The following is a 22,646-nucleotide window of genomic DNA, read 5'->3' on the forward strand; positions in this document are numbered from 1 at the left end:
GGAAAGGGTGGCTGGGACCCGGTGCGTGTCATCTGTAACTATCTGACCCGCCCGTCGGTTTCCAAAACGGCGGCGCAAGTGTAACAGTCAGCCTTCACGCGCCCGTTCGCATGCGGATGCGCAGCCGACGCGCTGCGGGTAGGATGGGAACGGGAAGGGTCGTTTGCTGTCAGGGGAAAACACAGTGAAAAGGAAATACGCATGGGCCGCACTGGCCCTGCTTGGAGGCGCGTGGTCGTTGGCGCAGGCGCAAAACCTGCCCAAGCCCAAGGAGTTCTATTTCGACGAAGACCGTGCCACGACCAGACCGGTGGTGGCCGTGCAAGGGCAGGGCGATGCTGTCGTCGACCGGCTGGCCGCGATGGTGCAACGTGACGCACGCGCCGCCGAGCCTCGCGCGCAGTTGGCCTCGCTGGCCTACGCGGGCGGGCGCACGCAGCTGGGCGACGAGCTGTACCAGGGCGCGCTGGCCCTGGTCTCCAATGGCAGCCAGCAATACCGCACGATCACCTGGAGCTATGGCTGGGACCTGTTGCGCGCCGACAAGCCGGACAAGGCGCTGCAGCAGTGGGCCAACCTGGCCAACGGCCGTCCGGCCACGCCGGAATGGCTGCCGACCGCGGCCGCCCTGGCCCTGTGGCGGGCCGGACGCAAGCAGGAGGCGACCGAGTGGTATGCCGCCGCCGTGCGGACCTGGCCGGACCGCTGGAGCAGCACCGCCAACTACGCCAGCCTGCTGCCGGACTGGCGCGAGGCTGAGCGCGCCAGCCTGGCCGAAGTCCATGCGGCGTGGCAGGCCAACCCGCCGGCGTTTCCGTAAGCTAAGGCGTCGTGCTGCGGGGACAGCCCGCAGCACGGGTGGTGCTGCGGTCGCCGTTGCGGCCGGCCATGGGTTGGATCGCTGGCTTGGCTGCATGGCCGTTGCCCGGGCATTGTCGGGGGCATGTCGTAAGGACGTTCGCAGGCGTGTTGGCGGCATCCATGCTGTCAACGCGTGTCGGACGGTTGGCGGCGAGGTAAATGCTGCAGGCCACCATCGAGATGGCCGATGTGCAGGTGCAAATCATGCCTTGCATGCATTGGCTCGATGACCAGGCTCGGTCAACGTTGAGCTTTTGGGCGAGAAGCTGCGGGACGCCATCACCACGACGCACAGCTGTACGCAGAGCACAGATCAACCTCACGCCGCACGGTCCTTTCCGCATGCGAGAGCTTGTGGCGGACTGCGCTTGAGGCACCGGTCTGTTTGACGATCCCCGCTTCGGATCGCGCGTCGCGCATGCCCGGTCCAGGCGCTGCCACGCACCGGTTCGGGCCTGCCGCCTGCCGTGCGATGCTGTGCCAGGCTTTCCAACGGACACGATCACGCCATGGCGGTGGATGCATTTGCGTTGATCCTGGCGATGCTGGGGCTTGGCCTGGTGTTCGCGCGGCTCAAGGTGTTGCCGGACAACAGCGCCGATGTGCTCAACCGCATCGTGTTGTACGTCTGCCTGCCGGCGTCGGTACTGACCTATGTGCCACGGCTGCATCTGGATGCCTCGCTGGGCGGGGTGATCGCCACGCCCTGGCTGTTGACCGCACTGATCGTGCCGCTGCTGTGGGGCTGCAGCCGACTGCTGCGCATCGGCCGCGCCGATTACGCCGCCTTGCTGATGTGCGTGGTGTTCACCAACTCCAGCTTCATCGGGTTTCCGATGGTGCGCGCAATGCTCGGCGATCGGGCATTGCCCTACGCGGTGGTCTACGACCAGTTCGGCACCTTCGTGCTGCTGTCCACCGTTGGCCTGTACGTGCTGGCCCGGTACAGCGGCGACGCCCCGCCCACCGCCAGGACGATCCTGGCCCGGGTGCTGAAATTCCCGCCGCTGTGGGCACTGCTGTTTGCGCTGACCCTGATGCCCGAGCAGCCGCCGGCCTGGATCGGCTCCGGCCTGAAGAGCCTGGCCGATGCCATGCTGCCGCTGGTGATGCTGGCGGTGGGCTTTTCACTGCAACTGCGCCTGCCGGCCGACGAGCTCAAGCCGCTGGCGCTGGGCCTGGTCTTCAAATTGGCGGTGATGCCGATCCTGGCGCTGCCGCTGTCCTGGGCGCTGGGCCTGCACGGGCTGATGCTGCAGACCAGTGTGCTCGAATCGGCCATGCCCACCATGATCACCGCCGCCGCGTTGGCCATCTCGCATCGGCTGACGCCGCGCCTGGCCGCCGCGATGGTCGGCTACAGCATCCTGCTGTCGTTGCTGACCTTGCCCGCCTGGTCCTGGCTGCTGGCGCGGCTGGTGGCGTGAGCGGACCGCGCCGCTGACGGCCAAGGGCTGCTCGCAGTGCTGCGGTTGCCCGCCTAACGCGCGGTCTTCGCACTATCGCCACGCCTCTTCGGATGTTGCATTGCGATGACTGCACCGTCCTGGCCATGTGCGGCCTTGGTCAGCAAAGCCAGGCACGGCGCTTGGTCCAACGCGCGGCATGTGTGCGCGGCGCTCGCCACAGCGGCATCTGTCAGCCCGGCACATGTGCCGTGGCTTCGCGCGCGAACGCTCGGTCGTCGCGTTTAACGCCTTTCGACTACTTCCTCACCTTGCCGCGGTGTACGCTGCGGGCCAGCTCCCGGAAGCGAGGCGTGCATGAAGACAGTCCTGGTGGCCGCCTCCAAAGGCGGCGTCGGCAAGACCACGATCGCCACCAATCTGGCCGCATACGCGGCGTTGCAGGGCCAGCGCACCGTACTGGCCGATGCCGATCCACAGGGCTCGTCCACGCGCTGGGCGCAGCGTCGGGCCAGTCTGGACAGCGCGGTATTGCCGATCGATGCCACCAAACGCCGCAACTGGCAGGCCGCGCTGCCCGAGGGCACCGATGCGCTGATCATCGATGCGCCGGCCGGTGCCATGGCCGATGACCTGGGCGGTTTCCTGGACCATGTCGATGCCATCGTGGTGCCGGTGCTGTCCTCGGCGCTGGATATCGAAGCGGTGGTGGGCTTTTTAAACACGCTGGCCAAGGTGCCGCGTGTGCACCAGCGCAAGTTGCCGGTGGGCCTGGTGCTCAACCGCGCCCGCCCGTGGACCCAGACCTCGCAACAGGCCGCCGACATGATCGGCAGCTGGCCGTATCCGCTGGTGACCCAATTGCGCGACACCCAGGCCTACGTGGTCATGGCCGGGTTGGGCCGCAGCTTGTTCGACTACCGCTCGGCGCAGGTGCGCGACCATCAACAGGACTGGGAGCCGCTGTTGAAGTGGCTCAAGAAGTCCTAGAACCGGAAAGTTCCCATGCGCGAATTGATCTTGTTGCGACACGCCCATGCCGAGCCGGCCGATACCGGTCAGGCCGATCTGGATCGTCCGCTGTCGCCACATGGCATCGCCGAGGCCGAGGCGGCCGGGCGCTGGCTGCGCGAACAGCGGCTGGTGCCGGACCGGGTGCTGTGCTCGCCGGCCCGGCGCGCGCGCGAAACCCTGGAGGCGGTGCTTGAGCTCACCGGCTATATCGAACAGCGTCTGGACGAACGCATCTACGAAGCCACCCCCGGCACCCTGGCCAGCCTGGTGGACGAGCACCGCGAGGCCGAGCGCCTGTTGCTGGTCGGCCACAATCCCGGCCTGGAGCGGCTGGCGGCGTTGATGCACAGCGGCCAGACCGGCGATTATCGCGGCATGCCGACGGCCTCGATCGCACTGCTGGCATTGCCGCTGGAGGCCACCATCGAGCCGGGCATCGCCCGCCTGACCGCCTTCTGGTGGCCTTGATCGGTGTCATCGTCGCTGCGCTGGTTCGCCTGGCTCGCGCTCTGGGTCACGCTCCCCTGCCTGGCGCAGCAGAAGATGCATTCCATCGACCCGGCGCAATCGCGCTTCGGGTTCGAGATCAGAACCCGCTTCGGCATGAAGATCGAGGGGTTTTTCCCGCGCTTTCGCGGTGAGGTGGTGGAGCTGCCGGACAAGCGCCAGCAGGTGCGCTTCCGGCTGGATGCCACCCAGGTGGAGATCCCGGGCAAGGACCGCTATACCGGCTGGATGCGCGGGGAGGACTTCTTCGATGTCGCGCGCTACCCGGTGGTGGAATTCGAGTCGCTGCCGTACACCGAAGAGGCGATCAAGGACGGTGGAGACATCACCGGCAACCTGACCATTCGCGGAATCACCCACATTGAGACCCTGCACGTGGCTCCAGCTGAATGCGCACGGCCGGGCTATGATTGCGATGTGATCAGCCGAGGTACGGTCCTGCGTGGACGTTATGGAATGAATGCGTGGCAGATGGCCCTGGGCGACAGGGTGACGTTCATTCTGCGTGGGCGGCTGCAGGAGGCGCGGCGCCCGTGAAGTTCCTGTCGAGGGTACTCGTGCTGGCAACGCTGTTGCTCGGTACCGGATGCGCCGGCCTGTCGCAAACCGAGCGCAACCGCGCCGCCGGTGTCGCCGCTGCCGCACGCAGCACCGTGGTGGAATGCACCCAGGCCAATCATTGCGCCCAGCCTTCGCCGTTGCGCGCGCTGGGCGGGCAGGCCATCACTGCCTCCACACCAGCCTCGCCGCGGCACTACGCCACCATCGTCGACCATGGCGAAGAATCGCTGGTGGCGCGGCTCAACCTGATCCGCAGTGCCACCCGCAGCATCGACCTGCAGACCTACATCTTCGACAAGGACGACAGCGCGCGCATGGTGCTGGATGCCTTGATCGACGCCGCCAGGCGCGGGGTCAAGGTGCGCATCCTGATCGACCAGCTCTCGGCGATCGCCGACCTGCAGATTCTCGGCGCGCTCGCCAGCAGCCATGAAAACCTGCAGCTGCGCATCTACAACCCCACCTTCGGCAAGGTCAAACTCAATTACTTCGATTATGCCGGCAGCGTGCTGTGCTGTTTCCGACGCTTCAACCAGCGCATGCACAACAAGCTGCTGGTGGTGGACGACGTGCTGGGCGTGGTTGGCGGGCGCAATTACCAGGACGACTATTACGACTGGGACAGCGAGTACAACTTTCGCGACCGCGACGTGATCCTGGCCGGGCCGGAGGTGCGTGCCATGGCCGCCAACTTCGATGCGTTCTGGCGCGCGCGGCGCAGCGTGCCGGCCGAACGCCTGAACGATGTGGGCCGGCTGCTGCTGGAACAGGGCGCGCCGCAGATGCCGCCGGTGCAGTTCCGGCGCCCGGACCGGGTGGCGCGGGTGGACCAGGAGGCGCGCGATCCGCAGTTCGTGCGCGATGCCTTCGTTACCCCGGCCATGCCGGTGCAGCGTGTGCTGTACGTGGCCGACCTGCCGCAGAAGCATCGCCGGGAACACGCCGCCAAGGCAGTCTCCACCGCGCCGGAACTGGATGGCCTGATCGCCGGTGCGCAGCAGGAAGTGCTGCTGCAGACGCCGTATCTGGTGTTGTCCGACGAGGCGCAGGCGATCTTCCGCACGTTGCGCAAACACCCGCAGCCGCCGCGCATCGTGGTGTCCACCAATAGCCTGGCCGCCACCGACAACCCCATCGTGTATGCGCTGTCCTACAAGTTCAAACGCCGCAACATGCGCGAGCTGGGCTTCAACGTTTATGAGTTCAAGCCGTTTCCGCTGGATGCGCCGGTGGACTACGCCAACCTGGTGCCGGACCCGCTCAACCCGGCATCGCAGACCAACCAAGACAGCCGCGACAATCGCCTGATCGGTGGCAGCGCCGCCGGCAATGCGATGCGTGGCAGCAGTGGCAGTGGCAGTGGCGAAGGCGACGCAGCGCGGGCGCCGGCGAGCACGTTGCGCGGCAGCAGCGGTGGCGGCCGTGCGCGCGGTGGCAGCGAGGTCGATCGCCGCGTGCTGCGTACCGAAACCCGGCCCTCGTTCCTGGGCACGCGCGCGGTCAACAAGCCGCTGCCGGTGACCCGTGCCGGCGCACGCATGGGGTTGCACGCCAAGTCGCTGGTGGTGGACCGCCGCATCGGCGTGATCGGCACGCACAACTTCGACCCGCGCAGCGAGAACTACAACACCGAAGCGGCGGTGGTGATCGACGATGCGCGCTTTGCGCAGGCGCTGGCCGCCAGCATCGAGCGCGATATCAGCCCGGAAAACGCCTGGACCGTGGCCCCGCGCGAAAAACCGCCGGTGCTCAGCGGCCTGAACTACAGCGTGGGCAAGGTCTCCGAGGCCCTGCCGGTGCTGGATTTCTGGCCCTGGCGCTATGCCACCAACTACGAATTCCAGCCCGGCCCGGGCTGCCCGTTCCCACTCAAACGGCAAGACCCGCAATTCCGCCGGTGCTATGTGGCGGTCGGCGATTTCCCCGAGGTCAACGTGGGGCCGAAGTGGCTGCTGGTGCGCATGCTCACCGCCTTCGGCGCCGGTCTGGTGCCGATTCTCTGAGCACTACGCTGCCGGAACCGTGCCCCGGCACAGCATGCAGCACCAGAACCCGCACCAGCCGTAAGTGACCCTGAGATCACCGCAGGTAGCGCCGATCCCGCCAGCGTCCGACAAGCAACGACCCCGCCCGGCCTGTTACCGTCACGGCGTGAACCACCCGCCACCGCATCGCATCAGGCCCCGCAAACGCTGTGGCGATTCCCGATTCCCGATTCCCGATTCCCCAATCCATGACCTTCCGCGCCCCCGTCGACCTGACCGCCCTCAACGCTTCCAGCCGCAATACCCTGATCGAGCATCTGGGCATCGTGTTCACCGAGGCCGGCGATGATTGGCTGCGCGCCACCATGCCGGTCGACACCCGCACCAGGCAGCCGTATGGCCTGCTGCATGGCGGCGCGTCGGTGGTGCTGGCCGAAACCCTGGGCAGTAGCGCGGGCAATCTGTGCGTGGATATGACCAGCCAGATATGCGTGGGGCTGGAGATCAATGCCAACCACCTGCGTGCCGCCACCGATGGCGTGGTCATCGGCACCGCGCGCGCGGTGCACGTGGGGCGCAGCACCCAGGTCTGGGACATCGTCATCGAAAATCCGGCCGGCAAGCGGGTGTGCGTGTCGCGGCTGACCCTGGCGGTGGTGGCGCGCACCCATGGCTGAACCCACCGGGCAATGGCATGGGTGGAACAGCGCCACCCGCTGCCGGCACTGCGCCGCCGCCACGCTGCTGTCACAATAGATGCGCCTTCTTCCCCAGTTACCGGTCCCGTAGGTCGAATGAGCGAGTCATCCCTGGACGCCACGCGCGACGCTCGCGGCGCGTTGCGTTGGTTCCGGTACCTGTATCGGGTGCCGTTGCTGCTGCTGCATCTGTGCCTCTGCCTGCCGATCACCATGCTGTGCGTGGTGACGCCGTCGCTGGCGCGCATCCGTACCGGTCGCGAGGACACCCTGGACGAGCGGATGATCCGCTGGTGGCAGGGCAACCTGATGCGCATCTTCGGCTTCCGCCTGCGCCGGATGGGCACGCCGCTGTCGGGCGCGACGCTGTTCGTGGCCAATCACGTCAGCTGGGTGGATATCTCCATGCTGCACAGCCAGCGCGTGATGGGCTTTGTGGCCAAACGCGAGATTGCCGGCTGGCCGCTGGTGGGCTGGCTGGCGACCAAGGGCCAGACCATCTTCCACCAGCGCGGCAGCACCGAATCGCTGGGCGGCGTGCTGCAGGAAATGCTGCAGCGCCTGCGCAGCGGCAAGCCGGTCGGCGTGTTTCCGGAAGGGCGCACCCGCGGCGGCACCGAAGTGGGCCCGTTCCATGCGCGCATCTTCCAGGCCGCGGTGGAAGCCGGCGTGCCGGTGCAGCCGGTGGCGCTGCGCTACGGCGTGCGCGGCAATGCGCAGGCGGTGGTGGCCTTCGGCGAGCGCGAGAGTTTCTTTGCCAATATCGTGCGCCTGCTGGGCGAGCCGTCGCGGTTGGCGGAAGTGCATTTCCTGGCGCCGATCGGGGCGTTCGATATCGAAGGCCGCCGCCGCCTGGCCGAGACCTCGCGGCAACGCATCATCGCCGCAATGGAGTCCTGAGCCGGCAATGCACGCGCGCATCGCTCCCACGGCCGCCACGCCACCGTCCGGCCCGGCGCGCGCATGAACGCCTCCGACTACCAGCCGCCGCGCTGGCTGCGTAATCCGCACGTGCAATCGGTGCTGGGCAGCAGCGCCTTGCGCCGGCTGCGCAGCCGGCAGCTGCTGGCCGCCAGTGGCGCGGTCACCAGCGAACATATTCTCGACGGCGGCGACGGGGTGCGCCTGCAGGGCTGGATGAGCGTGCCGCCGGGCGATGCGCCGGTACGCGGCACCGTGTTGCTGTTGCACGGCTGGGAAGGCAGCGCCGACTCCAACTACATGCGGCTGACCGCCGCGCGTCTGCTCGGCCTGGGCTACCAGGTGTTCCGGCTGAATTTTCGCGACCACGGCGGCACCCACCATCTCAACGTGGACCTGTTCCACTCCGACCGCATCGACGAGGTGGTCAATGCTGCCTGCGATCTGTGGCAGCGCTTCCCGTCGGCGCAGCTGCTGGCGGCCGGGTATTCGCTGGGCGGCAATTTCGCGCTGCGGCTGGCCTTGCGTGCGCCGGCCGCCGGTCTGCCGCTGGCACGGGTGGCGGCCGTGTGTCCGTTGCTGGATCCGGCGGCGACGATGACCCAGCTGGAAAAAGGCCCGCAATTCTACGACTGGTATTTCCGTCGTAAATGGCGCGAATCGCTGTTGCGCAAGCGCCAGCTGTTCCCGGACCAGCACGGCTACGACGACGCCACCCTGTCCCTGGACATGCGCGAGCTGATGGCCTGGCTGGCGGTGCAACACACCGGGCATGGCTCGCTGGAGGCCTATTTCGACAGTTACTCGATCGCCGGCGAGCGCCTGGCCGGGCTGCAGGTGCCCTCGGACATCCTGATGGCCGAAGACGACCCGGTGATTCCGTTCGAAGACTTCGCCGCCTGGCGCCTGCCGGCGCATGCGCAGCTGGAGATCGCGCGCTGGGGCGGCCATTGCGGCTTCCTGGAAAACGCCCGTGGCGACGGCTTTGCCGAACGCTGGGTGGCCGAGCGGCTGGCCGCCGCCCGGTAGGTCGGCGCCGCGGCGCGCATCGCTACAATAGCGGTTTGTCCGGGACACACCGCCGCCATGCAAGACGCCATTCTTCAAGCCCTGCGCCGTAATGCGGCCGACGATGCGGTGGCGCTGGCCCGCGAATGGGCCACCAGCACACCGGACGATGCGCAGCCGCACCGCTGGCTCGGGCTGGCTTTGCAGCAGCAAGGGCAGCCGGCGCTGGCGCTGGCCAGTATCGACACTGCGCTGACCCTGACCCCGGAAGACGCCGATCTGCACCTGCTGCGTGCCGGTCTGCTGCTGGCCGCGCGTGATCTGGCCGCCGCCGATGCCGCGCTGTCGCGCAGCACCGTGCTGGACCCCAACCAGTTCAACGCCTACGTGATGCAGGCGCATCTGGCGGTGGCACGTGGCGATCTGGATAAAGCCGAGCGGCTGAGCCGCACCGCTGCGCGGCTGGCGCCGGAGCACCCGCAGTTGCTGGCGGTCGATGGCGTGGTGGAAATGCGTCGCGGCCAGAGCGACCGCGCGCTGGCGCTGCTCACCCGCGCCGCCGAGCAGTTGCCCGACGATGCACGGGTGATGTTCGCACTGGGCTTTGCCTACCTGCAGAAGGAACACTTCGCCTTCGCCGAGCGCGCGTTCGAGCGCGTGGTGGAGCTCAATCCGCCCGGCACCGCGCTGCGCGCCTTTATCGCCCAGCTGGCCCAGCGCCAGGGGCGCCTGGACGATGCGCTGACCGCGATGCAGGGTGTGCTGGCACAGCCCGGCGGCGACATCCCGGCCATGCGCCGGCTCGCCGGCGAGATGGAATTGCAGGCCGGGCGCCCCGACCAGGCCGCCGCGCACCTGCGCCTGGCGCTGGCGCACTGGCCGGCCGACCGCCGCACCCTGCATGCGCTGCTCACCGCCTGGGAGCGGCTGGGCGCGGTGGACGATGCGCGCGACACCCTGGACGCGGCGCTGGCCACCTCGGCCAACGCGCACGACCTGTGGCTGGCCCGCCTGGCGGTGGAGCCGGTCGGCGGGCCGCAGGCGCAGGCGGTGATCGAGCGCTGGCTGCTGGCCATGCCCGAGCACCTGCCGGCGCTGGAAGCGCTGATGCGCGTGCACGACATGCAGGGCCATGCCGAGGAAGCGGAAATGGTGGCGCGCCAGATCGTGGCCGTGGAGCCGGGCCGCATCAGCGGTGAGCAGCGCATCGTCGAAGCCCTGCTCGAGCGCGACCCGCCGGCGGCGATCGCCTGCGTGCAATCGCTGATCGACTCCCTGCCGGCGCCGCAGCAGACCGTACTGCGGCCATGGCTGGGCAACGTGCAGGACCGCGCCGGCCAGCCCGACGCGGCCCTGGCGACCTGGATGCAGTTCCAGCGCGAACAGGCCCGGCACCGGCTGCCGTTGCCGCCGCAGGCCGCCAGGCAGCCGATGCAGTGGCCGGCGCTGGGGACCATTCCCGACACCGTCACCGCGCGCCCGTTGTTCGTCTGGGGCGTGCCCGGCTCGCATGTCGAACGCCTGATCGCGGTGATGGACGCCGCCACCCCGCTGGTACGCGGCGACCGCTACGGCACCACCCCGCCGTCGGACGCGCTGCAGAGCTACCGCACCATCGAGCAGCTGGCCTCCGGCGAGCTTGCGCCGATGGCGCTGGTGGAAGGCTGGAAGGCGCAGCTGGCGCGCCGCGGCATCGACGACGGCAACGTCATCGACTGGCTGCTGTGGTGGGACAACAGCCTGCTCACCGCGCTGCGCCCGCATCTGCCCGAGGGACGCCTGGCGATCGCGCTGCGCGACCCGCGCGACATGCTGCTGGACTGGCTCTCGGCCGGTGCCCCGGCACCACTGGCGCTGCAATCGCCGCAGCAGGCCACCGACTGGCTGCTGGCCGCGCTGGAGCAGCTGGCGGTGCTGCACGAGCGCGATCTGTACCCGCACCGGATCATCCGGCTGGACGGTATCGAAAGCGACCCGCAGGGCATTTCCGACGCGCTGGAGCAGGCCTTCGGGCTGCGCTTCCCACTGGTGGAACCCCGCGGCCCGGCCCGCCTGGCCGCAGGGCGCTGGCGCGATTACCGCAGCGTGCTTGGCGCCCAGTTCGATCTGCTCACCCTGATCGCGGTGCGCTTCGGCTACCCGCAGGACTGAGCAACACTCGGCACGGCTGCGCTCACGCCCGATGGGCGCGGCCGGCGCCCGGTGCGGCATGCCGTCGGCGGCGCAGCTCGCACCACCCCGTAGGAGTGGCCCCGGCCGCGACGAGGCGTTGCCGATGAACGCGGCCACCCACGATGCAGCGTCACCGGTAGGTTCCGTCGCGGCCAGGTCCGCTCCTACGAATGGGGGCAGATTGGTCGGCGAACGAAGGTGGCGCTCCCTGCCCGGTGGGCGCGGCCGGCGCCCGGGGTGGCCTTCGGCGGCGCAGCTCGCACCACCCCGTAGGAGCGGCCCCGGCCGCGACGAGGCGTTGCCGATGATGGGTCGCCACCGAATGATGTGGCTTTACCGATCCCGCCCCGTCGCGGCCAGGTCCGCTCCTACAACAGTCGGGGCAGATTGGCCGGCGAACGAAGGTGGCGCTCACTGCCCGGTGGGCGTGGCCGGCGCCCGGGGCCGCCTTCGGCGGCGCAGCCCGCACCACCTCGTAGGAGCGGACCCGGCCGCGACGAGGCGTTGCCGACGATGGGTCGCCACCGAATGATGTGGCTTTACCGATACCGCCCCGTCGCGGCCAGGTCCGCTCCTACGAATGGGGGCAGATTGGTCGGCGAACGAAGGTGGCGCTCCCTGCCCGATGGGCGCGGCCGGCGCCCGGGGCGGCCTTCGGCGGCGTAGCCCGCACCACCCCGTAGGAGCGGCCCCGGCCGCGACGAGGCGTTACCGACGGACTCGACCACCGACGATGCGTCGCCACCGAAATGATGTGGCGTTACCGAGAAGGCACTGTCGCGGCCGGGTCCGCTCCTACGCTCGGTGCGGATTGGCCGGATGAATATGGCGCTCCCTGCCACGCGCACGCGGGCGCTGCAGCGTCCACGTTGCCGATGCACGATCACGTGGCCGCGGCGTTCGCTGGCGTGCTGAACCGGCCGCGATAAACCCGGCCGGGCGCACCAGAGGGTTCCATGGCGATGGCTTCCTCTGCGGCGCGGACCCAGGCACCCTGGTCGGCCTCATTGCCTCGGAGACCCCTGCATGCGCCTGACCAGCAACAGCATCGAAAACGGTAAGCCCATCGCGGTGGAATTTGCCGCCGGAACGCCCGAGGGCTTTGCCCCCAACCGCAACCCGCATCTGGCCTGGAGCGAGGTGCCGGGCGGCACGCAGTCGTTCGCGCTGCTGTGCCTGGACCCGGATGTGCCGACCGTGCCGGAAACCGTGGGTCGCGACGACGTGCAGATCCCGGTCGATCAGCCACGCACCGATTTTGTGCATTGGGCGATGGCCGACATCCCCGCCGACGTGCATGAGATCGCCGCAGGCAGCTGCAGCGACGGCTTCGTGCCCAAGGGCAAGCAGCAGCCGGCCGGCCCGGCCGGTGCGCGCCAGGGCCTGAATTCGTATACCGAATGGTTTGCCGGCAATGCCGACATGGCTGGCAATTATCTGGGCTACGACGGCCCGTACCCGCCGTTCAACGACCTGCGTGTGCACCGCTATTTCTTCCGCGTGTTTGCGCTGGACGTGGCGCAGCTCAGCCTGCCCGAGACCTTCACCGCGGCCGATGTGCTGTCGGCGATCCAGGGCCACGTATTGGCCGAGGCGGCGTTGCACGGCACCTACACGCTGAATCCGGCGCTGCGCTGACGGTAACGCACGGTCCTGCGCCACGGGTCAGGTCGGCGTGGGGCCGGTTGCGGCCCATGGTGACCTGGTGCGTGCGGCGTCAATCGCACGCTCGCCGCCACACCGGGTCAACCGCTGGCTTCGATCATCTGCTCGAGCACGTACACCGGCGCGCCGTCCGTGCCTGCGGCGGCCGGGTAGCGGGTGACCCGCAGCAGGGTGCGGATGCCGGCTTCGTGCTCGAAGCCTTCGATCTTGCTCTCCAAGACTTGCCAGGTCTGGGTGACAGGCTGCCCTGCCGCATCCTGCTCGCGCAGTTGCAGGCATTGGCGCGCCGGGTCGGACCCGCATGCCACGCTATCGGCCGCCACTTCGATCAGCAGCGTCTGACCGGGTCCACCGTAGCGGGTGTCGGCCGTGGCGACACCGCCGAACACCAGCCGGGTGCCGTCGCTGCGGATCAGGGTCAGCTGCGGTGAGGTCTGCGCGGTGTTCAGCGCCACCGCGAAGCGGCCTGACAGCAACTCGCTGGCGGCGCGTTCCTGGGCCATCCGCCGCGGTTGCGCGCACAGGCGTTTGCTCGACACCACCCGGCCGATCTGCAAATGCGCCTGCGCCACGCTGTAATCGGCGCCCAATGCGTTGCAGGTCTGGCTGACCTGGATGCGGTGATCGCTGAAATCCAGCTGCAAGGGCGGTGTGCCGGCGACGAACAGGCTACCCAAGGAGGTGCCGTGCGCATCGCTGGCCTGCTGCAGCTGCCAGTGTTGCGCCCGCAACGCGGCCTGCAGTGGCGCGTTGTCGGCGGCGATCGAGCTGGTCGCGGCCGGCTCGGCGGCAGCAGCGTCGGCGCTGGATCCGGGCGCCTGCGGCGGCGTGCTCGGCCCGCAGGCCGTCACGCCCGCTGCCAGCAGTGCAGGGGCAAACAACACGGCACGCATGCGGCGGCTCCCGGTGATCGATATGTCAGTGATACCGCCACCGCGCGGCCAGGGCAATGACGCAAGTCCTGCCCGGCCATGTGCCTTGCATGCCGCGCCGGCTCAGCCGGGCACGACACGCGACCGCGTAGCGGTCTCAGGCCAGCGCCGGCAGCCACAGCAGCAGGGCGGCGCCCAGCACGATGCGGTAGACCGCAAACACCGTGAAGCGGTGCTTCTTGATGTAGCCCAGCAGCCACTTCACCACCACAAAGCCGGTGATGGTCGCCGCCACGAAGGCCACTGCCACATCGGCCCAGTTCTCGCTGCCGAAGCCGCCGTCCTTGTACATCTCCAGCAGGGCATACCCGCTGGCCGCGAACATGGTCGGGATGCCCACCATGAACACGAAATCCGCCGCCGCCGAGCGCTTGCTCAGGCCCAGCAGCATCGCCAGGAAGATCGCCGAGGCCGAACGCGAGGTGCCCGGGAGCACACCGGCCACCACCTGCGCCAGGCCCACGGCAATGGCCACTTTCCAGGTCACCACCTCGCGCTCGGGCAGCTTGCCGGCGAAATGCTCGGCCACCAGCATCCACACACCGCCGATCAGCAACGCCCAGGCCACCGGATGGATGGTTTCCGGCAGCTGCCAGCCGGCCTTGCGCACGATCAGCCCGACCACCGCGGTGACCAGGAAGGCCACGCCGATCTTGAGCACGTAGTCGCGGTTGGCGCGCTCGCCCAGGCCGGTGGCCAGGGTCCACAGCTTCTGCCGCAGCGCCAGGCAGATCGCCAGGATCGCGCCAGCCTGGATGACGATGTTGAAGAAGTCAGAACGGCGTCCGAGCCATTGTTCGGCGATCAGCAGGTGGCCGGTGCTGGAGATCGGCAGGAATTCGGTGAGGCCTTCAAGCATGCCCAGCAACAGGGCGGAAATGAGGTCGGACATCGGGCGGGAGAGGAGTGCGGGGGAGGCGAAAGAATAGTGCATTGCGACATGCACCATATTGGTGCACGATGGGGTCGGTTTGCACCACAGTGGTGTTTTGCAGCAGTAGCGATCTCGACCGAGGTCAGTAAAATCAACGACTTGTGAAGCGACGCAGCTTGGCATGGTCCCTGCTGTACTACCGCCCACGAGCCATTTCACTCCAATCCGAGGTTTCTTCCGATGTCCGTGGAAAATGTTGAAAAGCTGATCAAGGACAACAAGGTCGAGTTCGTCGATCTGCGCTTCGTCGATATGCGTGGCGTGCAGCAGCACGTGACCTTTCCGGCCAACATCATCGAGCCGGCGTTGTTCGAAGAAGGCAAGATGTTCGATGGCAGCTCCATCGCGGGTTGGAAGGGCATCAACGAGTCGGACATGGTGCTGCTGCCGGACGCCGGTACCGCGTACCTGGATCCGTTCTTCGCCGATCCAACCGTGGTGCTGACCTGCGACATCCTCGACCCGGCCACCATGCAGAGCTACGTGCGCGACCCGCGCGGTATCGCCAAGCGCGCCGAGGCCTACCTGAAGTCCTCCGGCATCGCCGACCAGGCCTTCTTCGGCCCCGAGCCGGAATTCTTCATCTTCGATTCGGTGCGCTTCGCCAACGACATGGGCCACACCTTCTTCCAGGTGGGCTCGGAAGAAGCGGCCTGGAACACCGGCGCCAAGTACGACGGCGGCAACAGCGGCTACCGTCCGGGCGTGAAGGGCGGTTACTTCCCGGTCCCGCCGACCGACACCCTGCACGACCTGCGTGCGGAAATGATCAAGACCCTGGAGCAGGTCGGCATCGAGACCGAGGTGCACCACCACGAGGTGGCCACCGCCGGCCAGTGCGAGATCGGCACCAAGTTCTCCTCGCTGGTGCAGAAGGCCGACGAGCTGCTGACGACGAAGTACATCATCAAGAACGTCGCCTACCGCAACGGCAAGACCGCCACCTTCATGCCCAAGCCGATCGTCGGCGACAACGGCAGCGGCATGCACGTGCACCAGTCGCTGACCAAGGGCGGCACCAACCTGTTCTCCGGCGACGGCTACGGCGGCCTGTCGCAGCTGGCGCTGTGGTACATCGGCGGCATCTTCAAGCACGCCCGCGCCATCAACGCCTTCGCCAACTCCGGCACCAACAGCTACAAGCGCCTGGTGCCGGGCTTCGAAGCACCGGTGATGCTGGCCTATTCGGCGCGTAACCGCTCGGCCTCGTGCCGCATTCCGTGGGTCACCAATCCGAAAGCGCGCCGCATCGAAATGCGCTTCCCCGATCCGTTGCAGTCCGGCTACCTGACCTTCACCGCGCTGATGATGGCCGGCCTGGACGGCATCAAGAACCAGATCGACCCGGGCGCGCCCAGCGACAAGGACCTGTACGACCTGCCGCCGGAAGAAGAGAAGCTGATCCCGCAGGTGTGCTCCAGCCTGGACCAGGCGCTGGAAGCGCTGGACCAGGACCGCGAGTTCCTCAAGGCCGGCGGCGTGATGAGCGACGACTTCATCGACGGCTACATCGCGCTGAAGATGCAGGAAGTCACCAAGTTCCGTGCTGCAACGCACCCGCTGGAATACCAGCTGTACTACAGCAACTGAGTTCCACCGCGGTGATGGCGGAGGCCCCCCTCCCACCTCCGCCATCGCCGCACATGGTCGATGGCTCCCTGGCACCGCCGGGGAGTCCGGGGGTACGAGAGAGCACACCGTTCGCACCGCGCGGGCCTGACCTCTCCCACGAGGCGGATGCATGGCATCGGCCGAGGTCTGCGCGCTCTGCGAACGATTGGATGCCGGGGTTGGCATCCAGGTGAATGACACCGCCGGTCGGCGCAATGCCGGCCGGTTCCTTCCACCTTTCGGGGTATGCGCATGAAATTGATCACCGCCATCATCCGGCCGTTCAAGCTCGACGAGGTCCGAGAGGCCCTGTCTGCCGCTGGCGTGTCGGGCATCACCGTCACCGAGGTCAAGGGCTTCGGGCGTCAGAAGGGCCACACCGAGCTGTATCGCGGCGCCGAATACGTCGTGGACTTCCTGCCCAAGATCAAGATCGAAACGGTGGTCACCGACGACCGGCTGGACGCGGTGGTTGAGGCGATCCAGAACGCCGCCGGCACCGGCAAGATCGGCGACGGCAAGATCTTCGTGACCGCGATCGAGCAAGTGGTGCGTATCCGCACCGGCGAGATCGGCGCCGATGCACTCTGAGTCCACCCCCTCCGGAGTTCGTATGAAGACAGCTCTTTTTGCCGGGTGGAAAGCCCGGTTCTACAGCGTGTGCATGCTGATGCTGTTCAGCGCGCTGATGGTGGGCGGCATGGGCAGCGCGCAGGCGCAGTCCGGTGCGCAGGTCACCCCGTTGCCGACCGAGCCGGTCACCACCGAGCCATTGCCGTCCGCGCAACCGCCGGCGGCACCGGTTGCGGCCGCCGAGGTCGCACCGGTGGTCAACAAGGGCGACGTCGCCTGGATGCTGACCTCCACCCTGCTGGTGCTGATGATGGTGGTGCCGGGCCTGGCGCTGTTCTACGGCGGCATGGTGCGCGCCAAGAACGTGCTGTCGGTGCTGATCCAGGTCGCTACGGTATTTTCGCTGCTGACCATCCTGTGGGTGCTGTACGGCTACAGCCTGGCGTTCTCGGGCGAAGGCGCGTGGATCGGCAATCTGGACAAGGCGCTGCTCAAGGGCGTGACCATCGAGACGCTGGCGGCCACCTTCACCAAGGGCGTGAGCCTGCCGGAATATGTGTTCGTCGCCTTCCAGGCCACCTTTGCCGGCATCACCGGCGCGCTGATCGTCGGTGCCTTCGCCGAGCGCGTGAAGTTCGCCGCGGTGCTGCTGTTCTCGGTGATCTGGTTCACCTTCGGCTACCTGCCGCTGGCGCACATGGTCTGGGCCACCGGCGGGTACCTGTTCGGGCTGGGCGCGCTGGATTTTGCCGGCGGCACCGTGGTGCATATCAACGCCGGTATCGCCGGCCTGGTCGGCGCCTACTTCGTCGGCAAGCGTGCCGGGCTGGGGCGTGAGGCGATCAAGCCGCACAACGTGACCCTGACCTTCGTCGGTGCCTCGCTGCTGTGGGTGGGCTGGTTCGGCTTCAACGCCGGTTCCAACCTGGAAGCCAATGCCGGTGCGGCGCTGGCCTTCCTCAACACGCTGCTGGCCACCGCGGCCGCCATCCTGGGCTGGTCGCTCACCGAGAAGATCATCAAGGGCAAATCCTCCGCGCTGGGCGTGGCTTCGGGCATGGTGGCCGGCCTGGTCGGTATCACTCCGGCCTGCGGCACCGTCGGTCCGTTCGGCGCCATCGTCATTGGTTTGGCCGCCGGCGTGCTGTGCGTGTGGGGCGTCACCGGCCTGAAGCGCCTGCTCGGTGCCGACGACAGCCTGGACGTGTTCGGCGTGCATGGCCTGGGCGGCATCATCGGCGCCATCCTGACCGGCGTGTTCTCGGCGGCCTCGCTGGGCGGCCAGAAGGGTGGCGATTACGACATCGTCCACCAGGTCGGTATCCAGGCCCTGGGCGTGGGCATCACCGTGGGCTGGATCGGCGTGGTGTCGGTGGTCGGGTTCCTGGTGGCCAAGCTGGTGTTCGGCCTGCGCGTCACCGAAGAAGCCGAGCGCGAAGGGTTGGACATCACCTCGCACGGCGAAGCCGCCTACGAGTCCTGAGTGAACACCCGCGGCGACATCGCCGCGGGTGGCATAACGACCCGGCTGGCGCGGCCTGTGCCGGGTCGGTTTCTTCCGCGGCCGGTGGTGCTGCGGATCCACTGCCAAGGTGCCTGCATGACCAGCCCCTCGCCCGTCACTGTCGGCGCCGATGCGCGCCGGGTCGGAGCAGTTCACCGCCGACCGGCCTGGCAACCGTCTTCGACGCAAGCTTCGTTTGGCGCGCCATCCGCGCACGCCGATGCTGCTTGCACTAAATTGGTGCAATGCGGATGACGACCTCCACCCCGTCGCTCGACAGCCTGGGCACCCCGGTGGCCTGGGCCGATCGCGAGGGCCGCGTGCTGGGCGTCAATCCGGCCTTCGCGCGCTGGCTCGGGGTCAGTGCCCGGCGGCTGGTCGACCAGCCGTTGGCTGCGCTGGAAGTACAGGGCGATGCGCTGGCGCGGTTCCTGCTCAACGACGAGCGCGACGTGCTGCGCCTGCATCGGCTGGCATTGGGCCTGCCCAACGACGCGCCACGTTTTGCCGAAGGCTGGCTGTCGCGGCTGGACGATGGCGGTTGGTTGCTGGAGACCCATCCGGTCGACGAATTTCCTGCGTTGGATCCTACCCACGCGCTGCCCAATGCCCTGAGCGCTGCGCTCAAGGGCCTGGCGCACGAACTGCGTAACCCATTGGCCGGCCTGAAGGGGGCCGCTCAGTTGCTGGCGCGCCGCTCGGGTGGCCGCGATGAGGACGAGCGCGAGCTGATCGAATTGATCGGCACCGAGATCGAACGCCTCAACACCTTGCTCGAACGCCTGCTTTCGCCCTCGCCCTTGCGCCCGCACGAGGGCCTCAACATTCACGTGGTGCTCGAACGGGTGCTGCGGCTGGCCGAGGCCGAAGGCGGCTGGTCGGTGCAGGTGCAGCGCGACTACGACCCCAGCATTCCGGACATCCTCGGCGATGTGGACCGGCTCACCCAGGCGGTGTGGAACCTGGTGCGCAACGCCTTCCAGGCCGGCGCCACCCGGGTGACCCTACGCACCCGCGTCGAACACGGCCAGCGCATCCGCGACCGCGTGCATGCGATGTCGCTGCGGCTGGAGATCATCGACGACGGCGGCGGCGTGCCCGAAGAGCTGGCCGAACACCTGTTTCTGCCGCTGGTCAGCGGCCGCGCCGAAGGCAGCGGGCTGGGCCTGGCGCTGGCCCAGCAGGTCTCGCGCGAACACCACGGCACGCTGACCTACCGCTCGCGTCCGGGCCATACCGTTTTCACCCTGCTGCTGCCCGAGCTGGCCGGCGATCACGACAAGGAGCATCTGCATGGCTGAGGCCGCCGCCGCATCCCACCATATCTGGGTGGTCGACGACGACCGTTCGGTGCGCTTCGTGCTGTCCACCGCGCTGCGCGATGCCGGCTACGCCGTCGATGGTTTCGACAGCGCCGCCGCCGCGCTGCAGGCGCTGTCGATGCGGCCCACGCCGGACCTGCTGTTCACCGATGTACGCATGCCCGGCGAAGACGGCCTGGCCTTGCTGGACAAGCTCAAGTCCAGGCATCCGCAGCTGCCGGTGATCGTGATGTCGGCCTATACCGATGTCGCCAGCACCGCCGGCGCCTTCCGCGGCGGCGCGCATGAATTCCTGTCCAAACCCTTCGACCTGGACGATGCGGTGGCGCTGGCCGCCCGCGCCTTGCCCGATGCCGATGCGGCAGCCGACGACAGCATCATTCCACTGGCCGAAGGCTCGGCCGCATTGATCGGCGACACCCCGGCGATGCGCGCGCTGTTCCGCGCCATCGGCCGGCTGGCGCAGGCGCCGCTGTCGGTGCTGATCAACGGCGAAACCGGCACCGGAAAGGAGCTGGTCGCGCGCGCGCTGCACAACGAATCGCCGCGCGCGCGCAAACCCTTCGTGGCGCTCAACACCGCCGCGATCCCGGCCGAATTGCTGGAAAGCGAGTTGTTCGGGCACGAAACCGGCGCCTTTACCGGCGCCACCAAACGCCATATCGGCCGCTTCGAACAGGCCGATGGCGGCACCTTGTTCCTGGACGAAATCGGCGACATGCCGCTGCCGCTGCAGACGCGCCTGCTGCGCGTGCTGGCCGAGAACGAATTCTTCCGCGTCGGCGGCCGCGAGCTGATCCGCGTCGATGTGCGCGTGATCGCCGCCACCCACCAGGACCTGGAGGCGCTGGTCGAACAGGGCCGCTTCCGTGCCGACCTGTTGCACCGGCTGGACGTGGTGCGCCTGCAACTGCCGCCGTTGCGCGAGCGTCGCGGCGACATCGCGCAACTGGCGGAAAACTTCCTGGCCATGGCCGGGCGCAAGCTCGACATGCTGCCCAAACGGCTGTCTTCAGCCGCGCTGGAAGACCTGCGCCAGTACGACTGGCCGGGCAATGTGCGCGAACTGGAAAACGTCTGCTGGCGCCTGGCGGCCCTGGCCACGGCCGACATCATCGACGTGGTCGATGTGGACGCCGCCCTGGCCCGCGGCCGCCAGCGTGCCGGCCGTAGCAGCGTCGGGCAATGGGACGACATGCTGTCCAGCTGGGCCGCGCAACGCCTGAGCGAAGGCGCCCAGGGCCTGCATGCCGAAGCGCGCGAACGCCTGGACAAGACCCTGCTCGAAGCCGCCCTGCAACTGACTCAGGGCCGCCGCGCCGAAGCCGCCGCGCGCCTGGGGCTGGGCCGCAATACCGTCACCCGCAAGCTGGGGCCGGGGCGCAAGCGGCGCTGACTAGCCCGCACGCGGAGTTGAGCCGCTCTCCCGCCTTGCGGAGAGAGGCTGGGGGTAAAGGGCGCCTGCGAAGAGCCGGACTGCGCACGCAGGTGTTGGAACAGCAGCGAACTGGCGAGTTTGACAAGCATGACGACGGCAAGCGTGCAAGAGCCCGCCGTTTCTGCTCGCACGCGCCACTGTTTCGATTATCTGGCGGCGCACGATGCCCCCATCCGCCCTTCGGGCACCTTCCCCCGCACGCGGGAAAAGGCAAGGCAGGCGGGCACGGCAGGCATAAAACTTCGCAGTCGAGCCCCTCTCCCGCCTGCGGGAGAGCAACTGTCTTGATCAACTGGCGGCGGCAGCCGCCAGTTGATCCCGCATTTTGGCGTTGAGGATGACCAGCAACTTGCGTATGGCCGCCACCAGGGCCACTTTGCCNCGGGAGAGCAACTGTCTTGATCAACTGGCGGCGGCAGCCGCCAGTTGATCCCGCATTTTGGCGTTGAGGATGACCAGCAACTTGCGTATGGCCGCCACCAGGGCCACTTTGCCGGCCTTGCCCTTGTCACGCAGCCGTTGATAAAAATCGCGCAGTGGCGGGTTGAAGCGCACGGCCACCAGGGTGGCCATGTACAGCACCTGGCCGATGCCGGCCCGCCCGCCCCAGATGCGCCGCACCCCACGCATCGCGCCGCTGTCGCGCGCCAGCGGTGCGACCCCGACCAGCTTGGCAATGGCCTTGCCGCTCAGCTGGCCCAGTTCCGGCAGCTGTGCCGCCAGGCTCGCCAGCAGCACCGGGCCGACACCTTTGACCTGACGCAGCACCTGCAACTCTGCACGCGCGGCCAATTGCTGGGCGATGCGTGCGTCCAGCTGCGCCACCTGCTGCTGCAACTGCCGCACTGCGCTGTGCGCCTGCCGCTTGAGCCAGGCATCGGTAAGCGTAGACAGCTGCTGGCGCTGCTGCTGCACGACGGTCACCACCTGCATCCGCCGCTGCTGATAGGCGCGCAGTTGCCGGCGCCAGTCCTCCAACGGCTGATAGCGTGTCAGCGGCAGTACCGCCGCCATGTGTGCCAACGCACGCGCATCCAGCCGATCGGTCTTGGCCAGCTGACCGGTGGCCTTGGCAAAATCGCGCGCCTGGCGCGGATTGATCCGCACCATCGGCAGGCCGGCAGCATGCAGCGTGTCCAGCGCCAATTGCTCAGCACCCCCGGTTGCTTCCACCACCACTTGGTACAACGTCAGCGGCGCCAGCCAGTCACGCAACTGACGCAGGCCCGTGGCCTGATTGGCAAATCGCCGCGCCTGCTGCAAGCCATGCACATGCACGTCCAACCACTGCCTGCAGACATCGATTCCGACACTCTCGTTCATGATCAACTCCGCTATGCTCGACGGGTCGAGAGCTCTCCTGGGCAGCCCAGCCTTATCGTTACGAGCGCCTACTCGAGCAACTGTTCGGGCGTTTGCCAGGAGATTGCGGCGTGGCGACCTCGCTCTCCCGCGGTCGCTCAGACCTATGGGTTATCGGTCGACCACGCCGCCTCTCGACGCCTAATCTGGCAGATCGCCAAGAGATAAGGGG

Annotated in this window: 19 protein-coding genes; 16 read left to right on the forward strand and 3 right to left on the reverse strand. The window is 67.9% G+C overall.

Going from position 1 to position 22,646, the window contains the following annotated elements; genetic code table 11:
* The first annotated feature begins 184 nt into the window (after positions 1-184).
* The 11 genes from XCSCFBP4642_RS0102135 (at position 185) to XCSCFBP4642_RS0102185 (ending at position 12,771) form a co-directional block, all read left to right on the forward strand.
* On the forward strand, positions 185-820 hold the full coding sequence (locus tag XCSCFBP4642_RS0102135; protein WP_029218333.1) for a tetratricopeptide repeat protein: 636 nt from the start codon (positions 185-187) through the stop codon (positions 818-820).
* A 550-nt stretch (positions 821-1,370) separates the two neighbouring features.
* Positions 1,371-2,288, forward strand: a complete 918-nt coding sequence (locus tag XCSCFBP4642_RS0102140; protein ID WP_029218334.1) for an AEC family transporter — start codon at positions 1,371-1,373, stop codon at positions 2,286-2,288.
* A 336-nt stretch (positions 2,289-2,624) separates the two neighbouring features.
* Entirely contained in the window at positions 2,625-3,257 is a 633-nt protein-coding gene (locus tag XCSCFBP4642_RS0102145; protein WP_029218335.1) for a ParA family protein, read from the forward strand.
* Positions 3,258-3,272: 15 nt separating this feature from the next.
* Positions 3,273-3,749 carry a SixA phosphatase family protein gene (locus tag XCSCFBP4642_RS0102150; protein WP_029218336.1) on the forward strand — a complete coding sequence of 159 codons (477 nt, stop codon included), beginning with the start codon at positions 3,273-3,275 and terminating at the stop codon, positions 3,747-3,749.
* 3 nt (positions 3,750-3,752) lie between these two features.
* Positions 3,753-4,325 (forward strand): YceI family protein, encoded by a 573-nt coding sequence (locus XCSCFBP4642_RS0102155; protein ID WP_029218337.1) that lies wholly within the window; start codon positions 3,753-3,755, stop codon positions 4,323-4,325.
* Positions 4,322-6,352, forward strand: coding sequence for a phospholipase D family protein (locus XCSCFBP4642_RS0102160; RefSeq protein ID WP_029218338.1), 2,031 nt, complete (start codon positions 4,322-4,324; stop codon positions 6,350-6,352). Before XCSCFBP4642_RS0102155 ends, XCSCFBP4642_RS0102160 begins: the two co-directional genes overlap by 4 nt.
* A 230-nt stretch (positions 6,353-6,582) precedes the next feature.
* The gene (locus tag XCSCFBP4642_RS0102165; protein WP_029218339.1) at positions 6,583-7,011 is read left to right on the forward strand and encodes a hotdog fold thioesterase; all 429 of its coding nucleotides are present in this window, start codon (positions 6,583-6,585) and stop codon (positions 7,009-7,011) included.
* 21 nt (positions 7,012-7,032) lie between these two features.
* The gene (locus XCSCFBP4642_RS0102170; protein ID WP_029218340.1) at positions 7,033-7,932 is read left to right on the forward strand and encodes a lysophospholipid acyltransferase family protein; all 900 of its coding nucleotides are present in this window, start codon (positions 7,033-7,035) and stop codon (positions 7,930-7,932) included.
* A gap of 63 nt (positions 7,933-7,995) precedes the next feature.
* Positions 7,996-8,982 (forward strand): YheT family hydrolase, encoded by a 987-nt coding sequence (locus tag XCSCFBP4642_RS0102175; protein WP_029218341.1) that lies wholly within the window; start codon positions 7,996-7,998, stop codon positions 8,980-8,982.
* Positions 8,983-9,039: 57 nt separating this feature from the next.
* The gene (locus tag XCSCFBP4642_RS0102180) at positions 9,040-11,112 is read left to right on the forward strand and encodes a tetratricopeptide repeat protein (protein WP_029218342.1); all 2,073 of its coding nucleotides are present in this window, start codon (positions 9,040-9,042) and stop codon (positions 11,110-11,112) included.
* 1,047 nt (positions 11,113-12,159) lie between these two features.
* Complete coding sequence (locus XCSCFBP4642_RS0102185) at positions 12,160-12,771, forward strand: YbhB/YbcL family Raf kinase inhibitor-like protein (RefSeq protein ID WP_029218343.1); 612 nt, start codon at positions 12,160-12,162, stop codon at positions 12,769-12,771.
* A 107-nt stretch (positions 12,772-12,878) separates the two neighbouring features.
* On the opposite strand, the gene XCSCFBP4642_RS0102190 is transcribed toward XCSCFBP4642_RS0102185, so the two are convergent.
* Complete coding sequence (locus XCSCFBP4642_RS0102190; RefSeq protein ID WP_029218344.1) at positions 12,879-13,691, reverse strand: META domain-containing protein; 813 nt, start codon at positions 13,689-13,691, stop codon at positions 12,879-12,881.
* A 136-nt stretch (positions 13,692-13,827) separates the two neighbouring features.
* On the reverse strand, positions 13,828-14,622 hold the full coding sequence (locus tag XCSCFBP4642_RS0102195; protein ID WP_029218345.1) for an undecaprenyl-diphosphate phosphatase: 795 nt from the start codon (positions 14,620-14,622) through the stop codon (positions 13,828-13,830).
* 222 nt (positions 14,623-14,844) lie between these two features.
* On the opposite strand from XCSCFBP4642_RS0102195, the gene glnA reads away from it, so the two are divergent.
* From glnA to ntrC, 5 genes are all read left to right on the forward strand, one after another.
* Positions 14,845-16,254 carry a type I glutamate--ammonia ligase gene (glnA, locus tag XCSCFBP4642_RS0102200; RefSeq protein ID WP_029218346.1) on the forward strand — a complete coding sequence of 470 codons (1,410 nt, stop codon included), beginning with the start codon at positions 14,845-14,847 and terminating at the stop codon, positions 16,252-16,254.
* Between the two features lie 273 nt (positions 16,255-16,527).
* On the forward strand, positions 16,528-16,866 hold the full coding sequence (locus XCSCFBP4642_RS0102205; RefSeq protein WP_002808480.1) for a P-II family nitrogen regulator: 339 nt from the start codon (positions 16,528-16,530) through the stop codon (positions 16,864-16,866).
* A 22-nt stretch (positions 16,867-16,888) separates the two neighbouring features.
* Positions 16,889-18,331: an ammonium transporter gene (locus XCSCFBP4642_RS0102210; protein WP_029218347.1), complete on the forward strand. Its 1,443-nt coding sequence runs from the start codon at positions 16,889-16,891 to the stop codon at positions 18,329-18,331.
* A gap of 272 nt (positions 18,332-18,603) precedes the next feature.
* Complete coding sequence (locus tag XCSCFBP4642_RS0102215; RefSeq protein ID WP_084624364.1) at positions 18,604-19,653, forward strand: two-component system sensor histidine kinase NtrB; 1,050 nt, start codon at positions 18,604-18,606, stop codon at positions 19,651-19,653.
* Positions 19,646-21,070 (forward strand): nitrogen regulation protein NR(I), encoded by a 1,425-nt coding sequence (ntrC, locus tag XCSCFBP4642_RS0102220; RefSeq protein WP_029218349.1) that lies wholly within the window; start codon positions 19,646-19,648, stop codon positions 21,068-21,070. Before XCSCFBP4642_RS0102215 ends, ntrC begins: the two co-directional genes overlap by 8 nt.
* A 444-nt stretch (positions 21,071-21,514) precedes the next feature.
* Here the strand turns inward: ntrC and XCSCFBP4642_RS0102230 are convergent, their stop codons facing one another.
* The gene (locus XCSCFBP4642_RS0102230) at positions 21,515-22,435 is read right to left on the reverse strand and encodes an IS110 family RNA-guided transposase (protein WP_029218350.1); all 921 of its coding nucleotides are present in this window, start codon (positions 22,433-22,435) and stop codon (positions 21,515-21,517) included.
* Positions 22,436-22,646: the final 211 nt, after the last annotated feature.

The organism is Xanthomonas cassavae CFBP 4642, assembly GCF_000454545.1.
In the GTDB taxonomy this organism is placed as follows: domain Bacteria; phylum Pseudomonadota; class Gammaproteobacteria; order Xanthomonadales; family Xanthomonadaceae; genus Xanthomonas; species Xanthomonas cassavae.

Coding starts and splice junctions, on each gene's coding strand:
- XCSCFBP4642_RS0102190 (WP_029218344.1), bottom strand. CDS start 13,691: ATGCGTGCCGTGTTGTTTGCCCCTGCACTGCTGGCAGCGGGCGTGACG.
- XCSCFBP4642_RS0102150 (WP_029218336.1), top strand. CDS start 3,273: ATGCGCGAATTGATCTTGTTGCGACACGCCCATGCCGAGCCGGCCGAT.
- XCSCFBP4642_RS0102165 (WP_029218339.1), top strand. CDS start 6,583: ATGACCTTCCGCGCCCCCGTCGACCTGACCGCCCTCAACGCTTCCAGC.
- XCSCFBP4642_RS0102195 (WP_029218345.1), bottom strand. CDS start 14,622: ATGTCCGACCTCATTTCCGCCCTGTTGCTGGGCATGCTTGAAGGCCTC.
- glnA (WP_029218346.1), top strand. CDS start 14,845: ATGTCCGTGGAAAATGTTGAAAAGCTGATCAAGGACAACAAGGTCGAG.
- XCSCFBP4642_RS0102185 (WP_029218343.1), top strand. CDS start 12,160: ATGCGCCTGACCAGCAACAGCATCGAAAACGGTAAGCCCATCGCGGTG.
- XCSCFBP4642_RS0102175 (WP_029218341.1), top strand. CDS start 7,996: ATGAACGCCTCCGACTACCAGCCGCCGCGCTGGCTGCGTAATCCGCAC.
- XCSCFBP4642_RS0102205 (WP_002808480.1), top strand. CDS start 16,528: ATGAAATTGATCACCGCCATCATCCGGCCGTTCAAGCTCGACGAGGTC.
- XCSCFBP4642_RS0102145 (WP_029218335.1), top strand. CDS start 2,625: ATGAAGACAGTCCTGGTGGCCGCCTCCAAAGGCGGCGTCGGCAAGACC.
- XCSCFBP4642_RS0102230 (WP_029218350.1), bottom strand. CDS start 22,435: ATGAACGAGAGTGTCGGAATCGATGTCTGCAGGCAGTGGTTGGACGTG.
- XCSCFBP4642_RS0102210 (WP_029218347.1), top strand. CDS start 16,889: ATGAAGACAGCTCTTTTTGCCGGGTGGAAAGCCCGGTTCTACAGCGTG.
- ntrC (WP_029218349.1), top strand. CDS start 19,646: ATGGCTGAGGCCGCCGCCGCATCCCACCATATCTGGGTGGTCGACGAC.
- XCSCFBP4642_RS0102180 (WP_029218342.1), top strand. CDS start 9,040: ATGCAAGACGCCATTCTTCAAGCCCTGCGCCGTAATGCGGCCGACGAT.
- XCSCFBP4642_RS0102215 (WP_084624364.1), top strand. CDS start 18,604: ATGACGACCTCCACCCCGTCGCTCGACAGCCTGGGCACCCCGGTGGCC.
- XCSCFBP4642_RS0102140 (WP_029218334.1), top strand. CDS start 1,371: ATGGCGGTGGATGCATTTGCGTTGATCCTGGCGATGCTGGGGCTTGGC.